Here is a 17,249-nt window from a genome sequence, read left to right as displayed (position 1 = left end):
ACTTTTTTGGGTATTTTTTTTTAAATTTAATAGCCTTTTTAAGATGTTTTAAACGTTCAAAATGTTTATATTATAACACTTTATCTACTCATGTCTTATTTACAGAAAACAATTATGTTTTTTCTTTCTAATCTAATATTTATATTTAAAAATAAAAAAGGGGTTCTTAAAGTGAATAAAATATGAATAGATAGGACTAAATAACCTTGTTTTGTTAAACCTATTTTTAGCATTCTGTTTTTATTCTTAATAAAAACAAAAAACCGACTTTCGTCGATTCTTTTTTCATTATATGAACCTGTCCTCAGACAAGCATATTGTAAAGTGTTTCGTTACCGTGAAGGTTGATATAACTTGGGTCAAAGGAAGAGAGACGCTCGAGAAGTCCATCATAGTCATTCTTGTCACTAAGAGCTATACCAATGAGAACTGGACCTTTTCCTTTATTAGCACGTTTGATGTACTCAAAACGAGTAATATCATCATTTGGTCCCAAGATATCATTTACAAATTCACGAAGGGCACCAGGACGTTGTGGGAAGTTAACCACAAAGTAATGCTTGATACCATCATAGATAAGCGCACGTTCTTCCATCTCTGGCATACGGTTGATGTCATTGTTACCACCCGAAATAATGCAGACGATAGTTTTTCCTTTAATCTCATCTTTGATCACTTCCAAAGCTGCCACTGATGCCGCCCCTGCAGGTTCTGCAATGGTACCAACCTTAGAGTACATATCAATTAGGGTTTCTGAAATCAATCCTTCATCAACCCCCAAGAGGCGGTCAACATATTTACGTGCGACTTCATAGGTCTTGACACCTACCTTTTGAACAGCAATCCCATCCGCAAACTTATCAATTTCTTCAAGTTTAATAGGATAACCACGGTCAAAAGCAGCACGCATACTACGAGCACCACTAGCCTCAACACCGATAACTTCTATAGACGGTGCCACATCCTTGATATAAGTGGCCACACCAGAGATAAGGCCGCCACCACCTACTGGAACCAAGATACTATCGAAGGAAACACCTTCCTCTTGAGCCTGCTCATAAATTTCATAAGCAACAGTTCCTTGACCCGCTTGGACATTATAATCGTCAAATGGATCAATGAAAGTCATCCCTTCAGACTTGGTATATTCCTGCGCTGCTTGAGCAGAAGCATCAAAGGTATCTCCCACCAATTTGATTGTTACAAACTTGCCACCAAAGAAACGGACTTGACCAATTTTTTGGAGAGGTGTTGTTACTGGCATAAAGATAGTTGCAGGAATCTTCATTTCATTACAAGTATAAGCAACACCTTGGGCATGGTTTCCGGCTGATGCACAGACTACACCACGTTCCTTATCTTCATCACTTAACTGATGGATGGCATAGTAGGCACCACGTAATTTAAAGGAACGTACCTTTTGCATATTTTCTTTTTTAATATAAATAGTCGCCCCATATTTTTCAGATAAGTAGCGATCAAAATCTAGTGGTGTGCGTTCCACCACGTTTTTTAAGACTTCATTAGCCTTTACGATATCATTTGCAGTAATCATTGGCTCTCCTTTGACACAATATTCAAACTATTTCTATTGTATCACAATTTTAAGAAAAAATAGCAGCCATTATAAAGAAAACTCCTTGTTTACACAAAGAGTTCTACTTATTATTTATCAACAGACAAGACTGCACCTGATTTGTCGTTGGCACTGATTGTCACCAAGTAACCTGTATTGTTTGTCAACCATCCTGACGCTACTATCAAGTTTGAAACCTTAGCTGAAGCACCTGCTGCCAACGTGATGTCAACATTATCTTGACCGATGATTTCTGAAGCATGTTGAAGTGTCAAGTTGACAGTCATCGTCTTCGTTTCTGATGTCGAATGACGTCCCGCTTCAGTTTATCGCTATTTGTATTTGCATACTGTAAACTAGAGTTATTTTTAGTTTCATAACATTCGCTTGTTTTTTTTTATGAAACTAATGACAACTTAATCTTTTTTGTAAAACAAGGGAATTTCCGGAAATCCTCGTAAATAGTCATTTTTTCATCTTTAATGGTAAGTTTTTCAGAAATTTGAGAATTATATTTCCTAATTTAATTAGATATTTAGTTATCTAATTCTATATAAAATGACAAAAATAAGCAGTAAATGATGACATTTCAGCTCCAAAAATACTAAATTTGATGAGAATAAAAAAACATCTCCCACACAAAGTGAGAAATGATCTATTTATCTATTTTTAGTATCCAAGATAACGGTAACAGGTCCATCATTGATCAGGCTAACCTGCATATCTGCACCAAAGCGTCCTCTTTCTACAGGAACGTGAGTTGACAAGGATTGGTTGAAATCGTCATAGAACTGGCTAGCCATGTCGGGCTTTGCAGCTCCCGTAAATGCCGGCCGATTTCCTTTTTTCGTATCGGCAAAAAGCGTAAACTGAGAAACCGACAAAATCTGACCACCAATATCCTTAACAGAAAGATTCATCTTGCCATCTTCATCTGAAAAAATACGCATATTGACAATCTTACGAACCGCATAGTCAATATCCTCTTTAGTGTCCTCTGGTCCAACGCCAACCAAGAGTAAAAGCCCTTGCTTAATAGCACCGACCGTGCTATCCTCAATAACTACAGAGGCACTTTGCACGCGCTGAATTACAATCTTCATCGCAGTAACTCCTTAACCATTCGTACGTTTAACACTGTAAACGTCAGGAATAATTTTAATCTTATCCACAAGACCAGTCAATTCAATAAGGTTTGCAATTTCAAAGCTAACGTGAATATTGGCAAACTTCATGTCCTTAGTCGGTTGCGCATTGACCGTAGCGATGCTCTTGGTCGTATTTGACAAGATTTGAAGAACATCGTTCAAAAGACCTGAACGATTAAGACCATAGATGTCAATCTCTGCCAAATAAGATTTATTGGCATTACGTTCATCCCACTCCACTTCGATTAGACGTTGCTCATAACCTTCTTGACTCTTGATATTATTACAATCTGAGCGATGAATAGCTATTCCACGCCCCTTAGTGATATAACCATCAATCTCATCTCCAGGTACTGGGTTACAACACTTAGCGATACGCATAAGGAGACCTGAGGCACCTTGAATGATAACTCCATTTTCACTTTTAACCTTGAGAATTTCTTTCTTCTCAGTTTTGACTTCGCCACCATTCATTAACTCTTCAGCTTCAGCTTTTGCCTTAGCACGCTCTTCCTCACGGCGTTCTTTTTCTGTCAGGCGATTGAAAACAGCAGCAGCACTAATTTCCCCAAAGCCAACAGCAGCATAAAGAGCTTCCTCACTACGCACACTCATACGAGGAAGGATCTTCTCTATATGTTTCTTGTCTAGGTACTTATTGGCAATATAGCCATGCTCTTGGAAATAGGCAATCAAAAGCTCGCGACCCTTGGTGATTGAAGCTTCCTTGTCTTGATTCTTAAAGAATTGACGAATTTTATTTCTGGCCTTAGTAGTTTTGACCATCTTAATCCAGTCTCGACTAGGACCAAAGGAATTGGCATTGGTGACAATCTCAACCACATCACCCGTCTTAAGTTTGGCAGTCAGAGGCACCATACGACCATTAACCTTGGCACCTGTGGCCTTCTCACCGACTTGGGTATGGATGGCATAGGCAAAGTCAATAGGACCTGAATCTTTAGGCAATTCCTGAACAGCACCATTTGGTGTAAAGACATAAATTCGCTCTGAGAAGATATCTTCTTTTACAGAGTCAACAAATCCCTTAGCATCCCCGTTCGAGGCATCTTGGAGTTCCACAAGATCCTTAATCCAATTCATTCCCAAAGCAGACTCTTTCGAATCTACCTTGCTCTTGATGCCTTTCTTGTAAGCCCAGTGAGCTGCAACCCCGTATTCGGCAACTTGGTGCATCTCCTTAGTACGAATTTGGATTTCAATAGGCCCTTTAGGTCCATAAACCGTCGTATGGATAGACTGATAACCATTGGATTTAGGATTGGCAATATAGTCTTTGAAACGTCCAGGCATCGGACGCCAGAGCTCATGGATGTATCCCAACATGGCATAAACATCACTATGCGTCTCCATAACACAACGAATAGCAATCAAATCATAAATCTGATCAAATCGTTTCTTCTTGTCACGCATCTTACGAAAAATAGAGTAGATGTGTTTTGGACGACCATAAACATCACCGACAAGCCCTTGTTCAGCTGTATAGGTCTTAATTTTATCGACAATCTCGTCCACAAGTGCCTCACGCTCGCGACGCTTTTCCTTCATCATGTGGGAAATCTTATAAAATTCTACCTCGTTAAGGTAACGGAAGGACATATCTTCCAATTCCCATTTGATACGACTAATACCCAGACGGTGGGCCAAAGGAGCATAGATTTCCATAGTTTCGCGAGAAATGCGCTCTTGCTTATCCTTACGAAGATGCTTAAGGGTACGCATATTGTGCAAACGATCGGCCAATTTAACCAAGATGACACGGATATCCTTAGACATGGCCATAAGCATCTTACGGTGATTTTCAGCCAACTGCTCCTCATGGGACTTGTACTCAACCTTACCAAGCTTAGTAACACCGTCCACGATATTTCGTACATCCGTACCAAAATCCGCTTCCAAATCATCGAGCGTTTTTTCGGTGTCTTCAACGACATCGTGTAAGAAACCACAGGCTACTGTCACTGCATCAAGATGGAGATCTGCCAAGATACCTGCCACTTGAATAGGGTGAATAATATAAGGTTCTCCTGACTGACGAAATTGCCCACTATGAGCATCTGTCGCATAATGCCAGGCTTTTTCAACTAATTTCAAATCATCTGCTGACATGTAGGCCGAGCAAATGTCTAAAATTTCTTCTCCTGTTACATTTTTATCTTTAGCCATGATTTCTTCCTTCGCTTCTTTTAATAACCTTTATTTTATCACTTTTACAAGTAAAGAAAAAGAGCTAGATAGGCAATTCTTAAGCGCAAGGAGCTAACTTGAAAAGCACAATATCTTGTGTTAGAATGATTAAAAAAACACAAGATATAGATAGAAAGAGGACGCTTATGTCTCAACTTACCCTCGTTTATATTAGTCTAAGCGGTAATACCCAAAGCTTTGTCAAACGTATGTCTGACTATTTATCCCTCAACCACGGGATTGAATGTCGCCAAATCAATATTAAAGAGCTTAATCATGAAACCTTCCAAGTAGATGAACCCTTTGTCGCACTCTTGCCAACCTACCTTGAAGGAGGAAATGGCGTTGACAATGGAGATGTTGAAATCCTAACCAATCCACTGGGTGACTTTATCGCAGCCCATGGCAATCACAAACGTTGCTTTGGTATCATCGGTTCTGGTAACCGTAACTTCAATAACCAGTACTGCCTAACCGCCAAACAGTACAGTCAACGTTTTGGCTTTCCAATGTTGGGAGACTTCGAGCTACGCGGTACTCAGTCTGATATCGAACGTCTGGCACCCATTATCCTAGAAGCACAAAAGAACTTTAACCAACGCTAAAACTAGAGCAAAAAAGCCCTGATAAGGGCTTTTTCCTTACTGTTATTAGTGTATCAGATGCAATCTCTGTTCTTCCTTGAACAGCTGTCCCCGAAGTTCCCTGTCCTGATACGGTAGTAACTCCACTATCCGTCACAGTTTCAGTAGAGGTCGTTGGTACTAGTGCCGTTGCCTCATCAACATCCCCCACGACTTGTGACACAGTCAAGAGAGCAACAAGTCCCAAAACCACAGCAGATTGAATCACATAACGATTTGTTTTCATTAAAAATCTCCCACTTTTATAAAGATAATACAATTATATTTAATCTAAATAAGAGTATAAACTTTTTTAAAAATGCTCAATTTTTCATGCAAAAGAATAGCCAAGATCAAACCTCAGCCTAAAAGTGTCAAATACAAAAAAGTTGGAACAAAGCCAACTTTCTATTATTTATTCAATTCAAGAGCATAACTCACACTACTCAAAGCGTAGAGAGGAGCCGTTTCCGTCCGCATAATACGCGGTCCAAGGCCAATTTTAAGGCCACCAGCTTCCTCAAAAACATCAATCTCAGACGGAGAAATACCACCTTCTGGTCCAAAGATAAAGAGAATTTTCTGACCACTCTCTACATGAGCCAACTCACGAGCTAGAGTAGCCAACTCGCCTGTTTTGGCTGTTTCCTCATAGGCGATAAAAATCTTATCAAAATCATCTAATTTTGATAGAAATTCTCCCTTCTTCTCGAACAATCTGACTTCTGGAACACGATTACGCTTGGATTGTTCTGCAGCTCCTAAAGCAATCTTGACAAGCTTATCTTCCTTCTTGGCAAGCTTCTTACCATCCCACTTAACCACAGACCAGTCGGCAGGAAAAGCCCAAATAGCCTGAGCTCCAAGTTCTGTTGCCTTTTGTGTCACCAACTCTAGCTTATCTCCCTTGGGAAAGCCAGAGGCAATAGTTACAGATACAGGCATCTCAACATTATCATTTAAGTCTTCAATCACTTCAAAGACATGATTCTCACGGTCAGTCACACGCGCAAGACGCTTGATACCGTCTTCAAAAACCAAGACAACCTGATCGTCCTCTGTTAAACGCATAACGTTAAACATATGCTTCACAGTATCCTTGTCTTTGATGATTACTGGATTTTCAACCTGTCCCTTTATAAAATACTGTTGCATTTAGCCTCCGATCACACCTGAAATATCATCTGTCTTCTTGAAGACACAAGCATTCCACTCTCCCTGAACCATGTGAGTTTCTAGGAAGAAACCAGCTTTCTCAGCCGATGCACGCACCATATCCCATTTTTCAGAGATAATCCCCGACATAATCAAATAACCTTCATCCTTAACCAAACGGTAGGCATCTTCCGTCAGATGGATGAGAATATCCGCCAAAATGTTAGCCATGATAACATCAGCTTCTTGAGTTACGCCCTTCAAAAGATCACCTGCCGCAACGTGGATATTTTCCATGCCAGGATTCATATCAATGTTTTCCTGTGCCACTCGAACCGCCACATCATCAAGGTCATAGGCATAGATTTCCTTAGCTCCAAGAAGAGAGCTAGCAATCGAGAGGACACCCGATCCAGTTCCCACATCAATCACAGTCTCGCCACCACGAAGCACCTGTTCGAGTGCAAAAAGACTCATCTTAGTCGTTGGGTGTGTTCCTGTTCCAAAGGCCATGCCAGGATCTAGCTTGATAATCTTCTCACCTACTGATGCTTCATAATCCGTCCATGACGGTACGATGGTCAAATCATGGGTAATCCGTGCTGGTTCATAGTATTTTTTCCAATTCTCAGCCCAATCTTCTTCAACCAATTCTTGAGTTTCCAAGTGAATATCTCCCGTTTCAAGACCGAAATTTGTCAACTCAGCCAAACGCTCATTAACCTGCTTAGTAATGGCCTCGATATCTGCTGACTCCGGATAATAAGCCGTAATTTTAACCGTCTCAACCTGTTCAACCTCAGGATAAAGCTCACCAAAACGGTCCGCATTTTCCAAATAATCTGCACTATCATCAATAGCCACACCTTGACTACCAGATTCAATTAAAATATTAGAAGCCGCCTCTTCGACTTCACGATTAACCTCAATCGTTAATTCTTGCCATTTGTCCATATATTATTTTCTTCCTTTTCTGATAAATAGTCTTTAAAACGTTCCTGCAACTGAGGAATGACACCTTCTGCTTTTATAAAATCCTCTACAGGCATTAGTTTAAATTCCTGCCCCTCGTCACCAAAACGAATCTCACGATACTGCTCTTGGCTAATTCGGACAACCACAAAGACGGCTGACCTATCTTTATCCAACATACTAGGATAGATTTTCGACCAAATAATTGATCCCTCTTTCAAAGTCAAGCCAAGCTCCTCCCAGACCTCACGTTGAAGACATTCAAGAGGCGTTTCTTGACCTTCTCTTCCACCACCTGGTAACTCCCACATATTGGGCCAAGGAATATCTGGTTTATTATCTCTGAGAATGACCAAAATACTTTGCTCTACGAGTAAGGCAGCCTTAACACCTGTAAAATCAAATTGATCTTTTAAATAAGCATCCATCCCTTTTAGCTCCCTTTAATACCTTGGATAAGCAAAAAATTCCTTCTCTTCAAGTTGAGCTTTCCCTTTTTCAAAAGCATCTTTGTCCCAAACCAAACCAAATTCCTCAGGTCCATCATCAGATAGAAAATCCATCAAGTCACTCAATCCTTCTGTCGCCACCTCATTTAGGGTTTCTGCAAAATAAGCTAAAAACTCACGAGATAGACCCTTCTTAGGTTCGTATGGGATTGTCACTAGGTAGTCCTCTTCATCAAAACGTGATTTTGCTGGATTGTAAAAGAGCACGTAGTCTTCAAAAATAACATCTTCATCAGACACTTCACCCTTATCATCAATAGTCTCCACATTGCTACTGTTTTGTGCTTCTAGGATAAACGTTACTTCCACAGCGTGATTCTTTTTATCCCAGTCCATCGCAAAATCATAGTCCAGATACTTATCCAGTTCTTCTTCTAATACTGACAAAAAGCCGAATTTAGCCATTTGTTTTCCTCGTTCTTTCTTATTATTCCCTTTATTTTAGCATAAAAGGAGCCAATAAAAAACAGAGTAGGCTGCCCCACTCTGTCCTAGTTTATTATTTAGCATTTTCAACCGCTGCTGTCACAAAGGCAGTGTAAAGTTCTTCAGCATGGTTTGGACGGCTATGGTATTCTGGGTGGTATTGAGCTGCCACAAAGAATTTCTTGTCTGGGAGTTCTACAACTTCCATCAAACGATTATCTGGTGACACACCTGAGAATACAAAGCCCTCAGCCTCAAACTGTTCACGGAACTTAGTATTAAATTCATAACGGTGACGGTGACGACGTTGAACAACTTCTTGGTTGCCATAAGCTGCAGCAGCCTTAGAACCTGGTTTCAACTTACATGGGTAAAGACCAAGACGAAGAGTACCACCCATGTCTTCAATGTCAATTTGATCACGCATAATATCGATAATCGGATATTTTGTATTTGGATCAAGCTCAGCTGAATTAGCACCATCCAAGTGAAGGACATGACGAGCAAACTCAATACATGTCAATTGCATACCGAGACAGACACCCAACATTGGCACATCATTTTCACGTGCATAACGAATAGCTTGAATCTTACCTTCGGTACCACGTTGACCAAAACCACCAGGCACGATGATACCATCAGCATCAGCCAAGCGAGAAGCAACATTTTCAGCAGTCAAATCATTAGCATTGACCCAGTCAATATCAATAGCAGTATCATTTGCCAAACCAGAGTGTTTAAGTGCCTCAACCACTGACAAGTAAGCATCGTGAAGCTCCACATACTTACCGACAAGGGCAATCTTAGTTGTCTTCTTAAGATTAAGCACCTTATCAACCATAGCAGACCACTCTGTCATATCTGCAGCTGGAGCATCCAGTTTCAAATGATCACAAACGATTTGATCCATACCTTGAGCCTGCATATTAAGTGGCACTTGATAGATATGTTCCACGTCGAGTGATTCGATAACAGCCTCAGGTGCAACATCACAGAACTGAGCCAATTTATTCTTGATTCCTTGACCAGCAGGTTGTTCTGTACGAATAACCAACATATTTGGTTGGATACCCAAACCACGCAATTCCTTAACAGAGTGTTGCGTTGGCTTTGTCTTCATTTCACCAGCAGCCTTCAAGTATGGAAGAAGCGTTGTGTGGATATACATAACGTTGTCAGAGCCCACATCAGCCTTCATTTGACGAAGAGCTTCAAGGAATGGAAGACTTTCAATATCACCAACCGTCCCACCAACTTCAGTGATAATGACATCTGAATCAGTCGTTGTCGCTGCTCGCTTAATCTTGTCTTTCAAAGCATCTGTGATATGAGGAATTACCTGAACAGTCGCACCTAGATACTCACCTTTACGTTCCTTACGCAACACCTCACTATAAATCTTACCAGTAGTAACGTTAGAGTATTTATTAAGATTGATATCAATAAAACGCTCGTAGTGACCAAGGTCAAGGTCAGTTTCAGCACCATCATCAGTGACATAAACTTCACCATGTTGGTAAGGACTCATTGTCCCTGGATCAATATTGATGTAAGGATCGAATTTTTGAATCGTTACCTTAAGACCACGGTTCTTAAGCAAACGTCCAAGACTCGCAGCTACAATCCCTTTACCAATTGAAGATACCACACCACCAGTGACGAAAATATATTTTGTCATATTAACTCCTTTAATATAATGTAAAACCATAAAAAATAGCAAATTGATTACTGTATTCAATAATCAAAATAATCCTTTACCAATGCCCAACATGAGTACTATTCAGTAACTCAATATCAACAAAACCAGTAAATGACTAAAAACAAAAATGACCCCCAAGAGTTTTACTCTGGGAGCCTTAATCATGACCTCTTCAAAAGAGGTGCCCGATAAATAGTTTAAACTATCCAAGACCATTTGTCAATGAAAACTTAGTCGTTTGACTCATCCTCATAGTCATCATCATCTTCTTCTGATAACTCAACATCATCCAAATCGTCATCTGGAATAATTTCATTCAACTCAGAGTCATAAGATTCCACTTCGGCTTTCTCATCATCTTCGCTATCGTCGTCATATTCAAGACTATCAGAATCAGGTGTGAAGTTTTCATCTTCTGGATCATCGTCATTATAATCGATGGCATCTTCATCACCATCCATGAAGGCATTAACTTTCTTGTTCTTACGTTTTGGTGCATTTTCATCAGTATCTTCCAATGTGATGACCTCTTCATCGATTTCATCAATTGCGTACCATGAACGCAAGCCCCATTTGTTATCACCTAGTGGAATAAAACTTCCATCCGTATTCAAATCTGAATAAAAGAATGGCAAAGCATTACGGATATCAGCATCCGATTTTTCTAAATAATTTTGAATTTCATTGACCAAATCATTGAAATACATTTCATTATCACGACCACGTGTTTCTAAGATAGCACGGGCCACTTCAATCATTGATAATTCACTTTTTTCTTGTCCAGCAAATACGTCTAGTTCCAAAGTGGTTCTCCTTCATTCTTACTCAAGCTAGTTTCCATCAGAAATAGCTCAGCAATCAAATTTTCGCTACCTTTTATTTTACGCTAAAAAGAGTCAATAGTCAAAGTATTTATAGAAGAAAAAATCAAGTCTCAACAGAAACTTGATTTTAGTCATATTATTTAACTTTTGCTGTGCTTGTGATAACTTCAACAGCTTTCTTCATAGTGATATCGTGTTTAAGCATTTCAGGTGAAAGAAGTGCAGAAACTTGTGATACTTCCATGTTGTACTCAGCTGCAAGATCATTGATTTCTTTTTGGATTTCTTCTTCTGTAGCGTCGAATCCTTCAGCAGCAGCAACAGCTTCGATAACAAGGTTAGTTTTCACACGTTTGTCAGCGTCAGCTTCATATTGTTTGTGAAGATCTTCTTGAGTTGTACCAGTGATTTGGAAGTACATTTCAGGAGAGATACCTTGACGTTGCATGTTACCCATGAATTCGTTCATAGCACGGTGAACTTCGTCTTCAACCATTTCTGCTGGCAATTCAACGATTTCAGCGTTTTCAACAGCCAAATCAAGTGCAGCACCTTCAACAGCGTCATCATATGCGATTTCTTTAGCTGCTTCAAGTTCTTTACGGTATTTAGCTTTCAACTCATCAAGAGTTTCAACTTCATCGTCAAGATCTTTAGCCAACTCATCATCAAGAGCAGGAACTTCTTTAGCTTTAACTTCGTTAACTTTAGTAACAAATACAGCAGCTTTACCTGCAAGGTCAGAAGCTTGATAGTCTTCTGGGAAAGTTACTTTAACTTCTACTTCATCACCAGCTTTTGCTCCAACCAATTGGTCTTCGAATCCTGGAATAAATTGACCTGAACCAAGTTCGAGAGAGTGGTTTTCACCTTTACCACCGTCAAATTCAACACCATCTACTGAACCAACAAAGTCGATAACAACAGTGTCGCCATTTTCAGCTGCACCTTCTTTAACGACCAATTCAGCCAAGTTTTTGCGTTCGTTTTCAAGCTTAGCATCAACTTCTTCATCAGTAACTTCTTTAGAAGCTTCAACTGAAACTTCAAGATCTTTATATGCACCAAGTTTTACTTCAGGTTTTGTAACAACTTCTGCAGTAAGTGTCCAATCTTGACCTTTTTCAATTGATTTTACATCAATTTTTGGTTGTGCAACAACATCAAGATCAAGTTCAGCAATCGCTGCTTCATAAGCTGCTGGAAGAATTGCATTCAAAGCATCGTCGTAAAGAGCTTCTTCACCAAATTTTTGGTTAAATACGGCACGAGGCATGTGTCCTTTACGGAAACCTGGTACGTTCAAATCCTTTTTAACCTTGTTAAACGCTTGATCCAAAGCTGGTTGAATTTTATCTTGACCGATAGTAAATGTCACCACACCACGGTTTGTGGCTGTGTTTTCAAATGATACAGACATGTAGTCATTCTCCTTAAAATTTTTTATAGATACAGTTTAGTTTACCATATTTCAAAGCCTTTTGAAAGTTTTTTTCTCCAATTTAATAACAAGAAAAACGTTATAGACTGTTTCTTTTTACAAATTTTGATAAACTAGAGATATGAATATTTTACAAAAATATATACAGCAATTTAATTTCGAAGAAAGCCTAATGCTACTTATTTCGAAAGGGATTAAACTTCTCATTCTCCTCATCATCTTTCTGCTTAGTAAAAAGATTATCAACTTTCTATTTAAACATACTATCGGACGTTCACTATCATGGACCATTCAAACATCCGCCCGTAAAAAAACTATTGAACGCCTACTGCACAATTGTATGAACTATATCCTTTACTTTTTCCTTGTATACTGGCTTCTAAGTATTTTGGGTGTTCCCGTATCTAGCCTTCTAGCTGGAGCCGGACTTGCCGGTGTTGCCCTTGGTCTAGGAGCTCAAGGCTTCCTATCAGACGTCGTTAATGGTTTTTTCATCTTATTAGAAAATCAATTTGAAGTTGGTGATTCTGTTGAGGTAGAAGCCATTACAGGTCTTGTTTCTACTGTGGGTATCCGCACTACTCAGATTCGAGGCTTTGATGGAACACTCCATTTTATACCTAATCGTAATATCACAATCGTTTCCAATAAATCTCGTGGAGATATGAGAGCTCAAATTGACATCCCAGTCTATACTTCTACCGATATCAATAAAGTAACAAGCATTATCCAACAAGTTAATAAAGACAACATTGAAAATTATCCTGAAATTATTGGGACTCCAAATATCATCGGATTAACTTCAAAAACTTCCGGACAACTTGTTTTTCGTGTTGACATTTTTACAAAAAATGGACAACAAGTCCATATCTATGCAGACTTCTTAAAACTTTACCAAGAAGCTATATTTAAAGAAAAGGTTGAACTTCCAAGAATTACTGGAAACATAATAGAAGTAAAATAAACAAACTCATCTTATAATAAGAGTCACTAATAATAAACAAATTAACTGATACGAATAATGTCCATAACTATTAACTAGAGAATAATTTCAACTCAGTCTTCTTCATTACATGGATCAAAGTCAACCATCCAAACTCTTAACTCTCGTATCATCTTTTTCCTTCCCCTAAAGCATTCACCAGCCAACAATCGATCCAATTTAAAAGAATCTTCCGATGATAACTGCTTACGAAAAGCATTAAGCTGCTCATCATAAGCAAGTCTATCAACCGTATCTAGCTCCTTATTGGGAATACAAAAAGCAATATCTGAAATTTCAACATAGCACTGTCTATTAGCTTGACGTTTTACTGACTCCTGTCGCCTCACTTCATCATTAAGTCGATTCCTAAACTTAGTTTTAAAGTAACGACGTAACTTATCATCATCTTTCTCTAAATCAGGAAACTTTTTTAAAAGCTGATACAAAGTCATCATCGCCTCTTGCTCCATGTCAGCTTGATCCCAAAGCTGAATAAAGTATTGCCTAAAAGCCTTAAGCACAATCGGCCTTACAGTTTCATATGCGTGAACAAAAACATCTTGTTCCATTGAACCTCCAATAATAAATATAAATTTTGTAATTAGATAATTACAGACCTATTATAAAAGAATGTAGAAAAATAAAATAGAGACATATATGTCACTATAAATAACTTGGCTAAAACAATTAGAGGAGTGAGTGAGATAGAGTCAAAACCACCCGTTAATGATATTTAACCTGTCTACTTGACAGGTTAAATATCTAAAAAAGTATCTGTTTTTGAAGGTCAGTCGTACAAAATAAATGTACGGCTGTTTTTTTTTATGCAGACCACTTAGACTTATACTTTTCAATTTTGTTATTCTTAGCGATTAGGTATGATAAAGGGTGTTCTGATGTTAAGGCAGCGTTTCTGACTTCCAAAGGCGTTTTACAGTCATATCTGTTTTGTGGACGCTCTTGACAGTAAAATCGGAGGGAGGCCTCATCTGAAATCTCATACATATGATACATTAGCTTTGTCAAATGTTTTGAAGACTAGCCTATTGTCATTTCGACCACTTATGACAAAAGCAATAGGATAGCGGTCATATAAATCAAGTATGGCACTAAGATAAAGTTTCTTATGAGAGTTAGGAATCTTAAACTCTGTAACATCTGTTACCCATTTTTTGTTCGGAGAAGTCGTATAGAAGTTTCTTGATAACTTATTTTCTGCAGTTTCTTCAGGCTTGGCAGTCTTGTATTTTTTCCTTTTCTTACGGATAAAAACGTGAATATCGAGTATTTTCATAATTCGGTGAATTCTCTTTCTTGAGTCATTCGTATGATTGAAATGATTGATCCAATCGGTCATTCTTCGGTATCCCAAGATATGTGAAAAACGTTCGTCATATTCTTTAATTAATTCCGCAATTTCGCTGTTTAATTGTTCTTGTTCTGGAACTATTCTATGTTTCCATTTATAAAATGCAGACCTAGTAATGCCGAGCTGATGACACATACAGCTAATGCTCCACCCCTTATTTGTGTTGAAGTCTTCAATCGGTAAGTATTTTGATTCGTGGCGCTGTTTGCCTAGCCTCACATCCTTCCGAATTCTTTCACTTTTTTAAGAGTTCAACAGCCATATTCTTTTCTTCTAACTGACGTTTTAAGCGCACATTTTCTCTTCGTAAACGCTCTAATTCATCAACCTCATCATCTAGTTTGTGATGACCCCTTTTGTCAACTAAACCTTCTTCACCATCACTATCATACTTCTTTACCCACGAGTATACTTGACTATAAGAAACATCATAAAGCACCGCCGTTTCCTTCGTTTCCTTATAATTGCAATTATGTTCAATACAATAGTTGACAATCTCTTTACGTTCATCAATAGTGGTTTTACGGCTTGCTTTTGCCATATAGATCTCCCGTTTTGGATTGTAATCCTTAAGTTCTATATTGGCATTATACATCCTAATCCACTTTCTTAAAAGTCCTGAAGAAATATCATACTGATGACCTAAATCAATAGATGAAGCCTCACCACTAATACATTTTTCTACAAGTTCCATTTTAAATTCTTTTGAATAGGAACTGTTTTTTGTTTTCTTTGTGAATCCTAAAATCCTATATTTTTTTATAGATGACAGTCCAATCTTGAATCGTCCTTGTGGAAATATGGAGACAGTTACATATCTCAGATCTGGAGCGATTACCATTATTACAATCGAGACAAGCTTGTTCTTTCTCGTACGGGGTGAATCTTTCTCTTCTAAACATAAAAATACTTCTTAAGTAGATTTTAGGTATTTACCTTGTCTACTTAAGAGGTATCATATCAGAACGGGTGGTTTGCTCTTTGGCTGAAAGGCACCGCTAAAGATCTACCGAATCGTTTTCCTTCATCTCACCTTTTCTCGATAACCCGACTAACTGGTCTCAATATAAACAAAAATCCTAAAAACTAAATATACAACACTCTTATTTATACTTTAAATTAACGTTTCCGACTAATATCATTAAGCTACTCTTACCCTTTAAATATCCCATAAATGAAGAAACAATTAGTTTATATAGTATACTCACCAACATGTGAATATGATCTATATATTTCAACATAATAGTAAGATTTGACCTATACTTGTTTTCTATTTTCCATAAATTATCTGACGTCGATATTTTAGTGCGAACACAATATGATACTTATAATTCCTTGTAGTATGTACTAAACTATTATTATCCTGTCTCATCAAGGATTTTCTTTAGTATTATTAGTTAGTGATCGGGAAAACTTATCTAATATAACACTTTAGGGAGATATTTTTGATATATCGCTAAAAGCTTTTCAGAACCACTAGTTCAGCTAGTGGTTTTCAAGTCTCTATAATTTCTGTAGTTGTAAAACCACTGTAGAGATTATAGAGCTTTTTTGAATGTAGCCAAAAAGTCCCCCATGAGAACTATAATGAAAAGCAACTAAACCATTCTTAGGAAGAACTCATGAGATTTATTCAGAATACCACAGAATAAAAAACACTAACATCATTATTTCTCTTGTTTTTGAAAAAGATACCCTCATCGAGGTTCAAGTAAAACTAGAATACCAACAATACTACGTCCTTAAAAAGCCTTTCTTCCAGTGTAAAGGGTGTCAGAGAGTCATTATGGTTGAGACATCAATCGTTGAGAAAAAACACCAAATTTCAAATCTAGTCCGACAAAAAGTTACACAACTCCTTACTGAAAAGGGATCACTAACAGATATTGCCAAAAGACTTCATGTCTCAACGTCCACTGTCTATCATAAACTTAAGCAGCTTACTTTCAAGGAACATAAAGACCAACTCCCTGCTGTTATATCCTGGGATGAACAAGATACAGTTTATTACGATGAATATGTCAGAAGCCTATATGCCACTAGCTCAAAGACTTTTTGTCAAACCTTAACTACAAATAAAGTCGTTAAAAAGACACTTCTAGATATTAGCTTTTCGTCACCAACTACAGTTAACAAATAAACCAAAAAAGGCTAGACAATGTCTAGCTTCAAAAACTATACTCCGCCAGTAGGACTCGAACCTACGACATCATGATTAACAGTCATGCGCTACTACCAACTGAGCTATGGCGGATAAAGGCTAAGCAACTACCGTATCTAACAGGGGGCAACCCCCAACTACATCAGGCGTACT

General features: G+C 38.3%; 18 protein-coding genes, 1 tRNA gene and 2 pseudogenes. 3 read left to right on the top strand and 18 right to left on the bottom strand.

Annotated features, from left to right (window positions below):
* Window positions 1–304 precede the first annotated feature (304 nt).
* From ilvA to RDY04_RS09320, 4 genes are all read right to left on the bottom strand, one after another.
* Window positions 305–1,555: a threonine ammonia-lyase IlvA gene (gene ilvA / locus RDY04_RS09335; protein WP_303951375.1), complete on the bottom strand. Its 1,251-nt coding sequence runs from the start codon at window positions 1,553–1,555 to the stop codon at window positions 305–307.
* Window positions 1,556–1,665: 110 nt separating this feature from the next.
* Window positions 1,666–1,863 carry a hypothetical protein gene (locus RDY04_RS09330; RefSeq protein WP_303951373.1) on the bottom strand — a complete coding sequence of 66 codons (198 nt, stop codon included), beginning with the start codon at window positions 1,861–1,863 and terminating at the stop codon, window positions 1,666–1,668.
* 372 nt (window positions 1,864–2,235) lie between these two features.
* Complete coding sequence (gene dtd / locus RDY04_RS09325) at window positions 2,236–2,679, bottom strand: D-aminoacyl-tRNA deacylase (RefSeq protein ID WP_295496416.1); 444 nt, start codon at window positions 2,677–2,679, stop codon at window positions 2,236–2,238.
* A gap of 12 nt (window positions 2,680–2,691) precedes the next feature.
* A complete protein-coding gene (locus RDY04_RS09320; RefSeq protein ID WP_303951372.1) occupies window positions 2,692–4,911 on the bottom strand; it encodes a bifunctional (p)ppGpp synthetase/guanosine-3',5'-bis(diphosphate) 3'-pyrophosphohydrolase in 2,220 nt (739 codons plus the stop codon).
* Between the two features lie 167 nt (window positions 4,912–5,078).
* Here RDY04_RS09320 and nrdI point away from each other — a divergent pair, with 167 nt between their 5' ends.
* Window positions 5,079–5,537, top strand: a complete 459-nt coding sequence (gene nrdI, locus RDY04_RS09315; RefSeq protein ID WP_048788380.1) for a class Ib ribonucleoside-diphosphate reductase assembly flavoprotein NrdI — start codon at window positions 5,079–5,081, stop codon at window positions 5,535–5,537.
* Here the strand turns inward: nrdI and RDY04_RS09310 are convergent.
* The 8 genes from RDY04_RS09310 to tig all read right to left on the bottom strand — a co-directional run bounded on the left by RDY04_RS09310 (window position 5,524) and on the right by tig (window position 12,560).
* Window positions 5,524–5,802: a hypothetical protein gene (locus RDY04_RS09310; protein WP_278534005.1), complete on the bottom strand. Its 279-nt coding sequence runs from the start codon at window positions 5,800–5,802 to the stop codon at window positions 5,524–5,526. The genes nrdI and RDY04_RS09310 overlap by 14 nt on opposite strands.
* 164 nt (window positions 5,803–5,966) lie before the next feature.
* Window positions 5,967–6,710 (bottom strand): 16S rRNA (uracil(1498)-N(3))-methyltransferase, encoded by a 744-nt coding sequence (locus RDY04_RS09305; RefSeq protein WP_303951371.1) that lies wholly within the window; start codon window positions 6,708–6,710, stop codon window positions 5,967–5,969.
* Window positions 6,711–7,664: a 50S ribosomal protein L11 methyltransferase gene (prmA, locus tag RDY04_RS09300; RefSeq protein ID WP_303951369.1), complete on the bottom strand. Its 954-nt coding sequence runs from the start codon at window positions 7,662–7,664 to the stop codon at window positions 6,711–6,713.
* Window positions 7,643–8,110, bottom strand: coding sequence for an NUDIX hydrolase (locus RDY04_RS09295; RefSeq protein WP_303951367.1), 468 nt, complete (start codon window positions 8,108–8,110; stop codon window positions 7,643–7,645). The genes prmA and RDY04_RS09295 overlap by 22 nt, the downstream gene beginning before the upstream one ends.
* A 15-nt stretch (window positions 8,111–8,125) precedes the next feature.
* Window positions 8,126–8,596 carry a DUF3013 family protein gene (locus tag RDY04_RS09290; RefSeq protein ID WP_296126450.1) on the bottom strand — a complete coding sequence of 157 codons (471 nt, stop codon included), beginning with the start codon at window positions 8,594–8,596 and terminating at the stop codon, window positions 8,126–8,128.
* A gap of 94 nt (window positions 8,597–8,690) precedes the next feature.
* Complete coding sequence (locus tag RDY04_RS09285) at window positions 8,691–10,295, bottom strand: CTP synthase (RefSeq protein WP_002885608.1); 1,605 nt, start codon at window positions 10,293–10,295, stop codon at window positions 8,691–8,693.
* Window positions 10,296–10,546: 251 nt separating this feature from the next.
* Window positions 10,547–11,119 (bottom strand): DNA-directed RNA polymerase subunit delta, encoded by a 573-nt coding sequence (rpoE, locus tag RDY04_RS09280; protein WP_117647279.1) that lies wholly within the window; start codon window positions 11,117–11,119, stop codon window positions 10,547–10,549.
* 157 nt (window positions 11,120–11,276) lie between these two features.
* Window positions 11,277–12,560 (bottom strand): trigger factor, encoded by a 1,284-nt coding sequence (gene tig / locus RDY04_RS09275; protein ID WP_278919442.1) that lies wholly within the window; start codon window positions 12,558–12,560, stop codon window positions 11,277–11,279.
* A gap of 142 nt (window positions 12,561–12,702) precedes the next feature.
* Between tig and RDY04_RS09270 the strand changes: the two genes are divergently transcribed.
* Entirely contained in the window at window positions 12,703–13,545 is an 843-nt protein-coding gene (locus RDY04_RS09270) for a mechanosensitive ion channel family protein (protein ID WP_303951361.1), read from the top strand.
* Window positions 13,546–13,637: 92 nt separating this feature from the next.
* Here the strand turns inward: RDY04_RS09270 and RDY04_RS09265 are convergent, their stop codons facing one another.
* The 5 genes and pseudogenes from RDY04_RS09265 to RDY04_RS09245 form a co-directional block, all read right to left on the bottom strand.
* The gene (locus RDY04_RS09265) at window positions 13,638–14,135 is read right to left on the bottom strand and encodes a sigma factor (RefSeq protein WP_303951360.1); all 498 of its coding nucleotides are present in this window, start codon (window positions 14,133–14,135) and stop codon (window positions 13,638–13,640) included.
* A gap of 428 nt (window positions 14,136–14,563) precedes the next feature.
* On the bottom strand, window positions 14,564–15,154 hold the full coding sequence (locus tag RDY04_RS09260) for a DDE-type integrase/transposase/recombinase (RefSeq protein WP_308000911.1): 591 nt from the start codon (window positions 15,152–15,154) through the stop codon (window positions 14,564–14,566).
* Window positions 15,155–15,170: 16 nt separating this feature from the next.
* Window positions 15,171–15,629 carry a helix-turn-helix domain containing protein gene (locus tag RDY04_RS09255; RefSeq protein WP_303951358.1) on the bottom strand — a complete coding sequence of 153 codons (459 nt, stop codon included), beginning with the start codon at window positions 15,627–15,629 and terminating at the stop codon, window positions 15,171–15,173.
* 55 nt (window positions 15,630–15,684) lie between these two features.
* Window positions 15,685–15,837 (bottom strand): hypothetical protein, encoded by a 153-nt coding sequence (locus RDY04_RS09250; RefSeq protein ID WP_308000909.1) that lies wholly within the window; start codon window positions 15,835–15,837, stop codon window positions 15,685–15,687.
* A 204-nt stretch (window positions 15,838–16,041) separates the two neighbouring features.
* Window positions 16,042–16,307, bottom strand: a pseudogene (locus RDY04_RS09245) (transposase); the annotation flags it as partial.
* Between the two features lie 255 nt (window positions 16,308–16,562).
* On the opposite strand from RDY04_RS09245, the pseudogene RDY04_RS09240 reads away from it, so the two are divergent.
* Window positions 16,563–16,928, top strand: a pseudogene (locus RDY04_RS09240) (helix-turn-helix domain-containing protein); the annotation flags it as partial.
* Between the two features lie 187 nt (window positions 16,929–17,115).
* On the opposite strand, the gene RDY04_RS09235 reads toward RDY04_RS09240, so the two are convergent.
* A tRNA-Asn gene (locus RDY04_RS09235) sits at window positions 17,116–17,189 on the bottom strand.
* Window positions 17,190–17,249 lie beyond the last annotated feature (60 nt).

Origin of the sequence: uncultured Streptococcus sp. (genome assembly GCF_902463925.1) — a bacterium.
In the GTDB taxonomy this organism is placed as follows: Bacteria; Bacillota; Bacilli; order Lactobacillales; family Streptococcaceae; genus Streptococcus.
The sequence above is the reverse complement of the archived record's forward strand: the minus strand, read 5'-3'. Positions and strand labels throughout refer to the sequence as shown.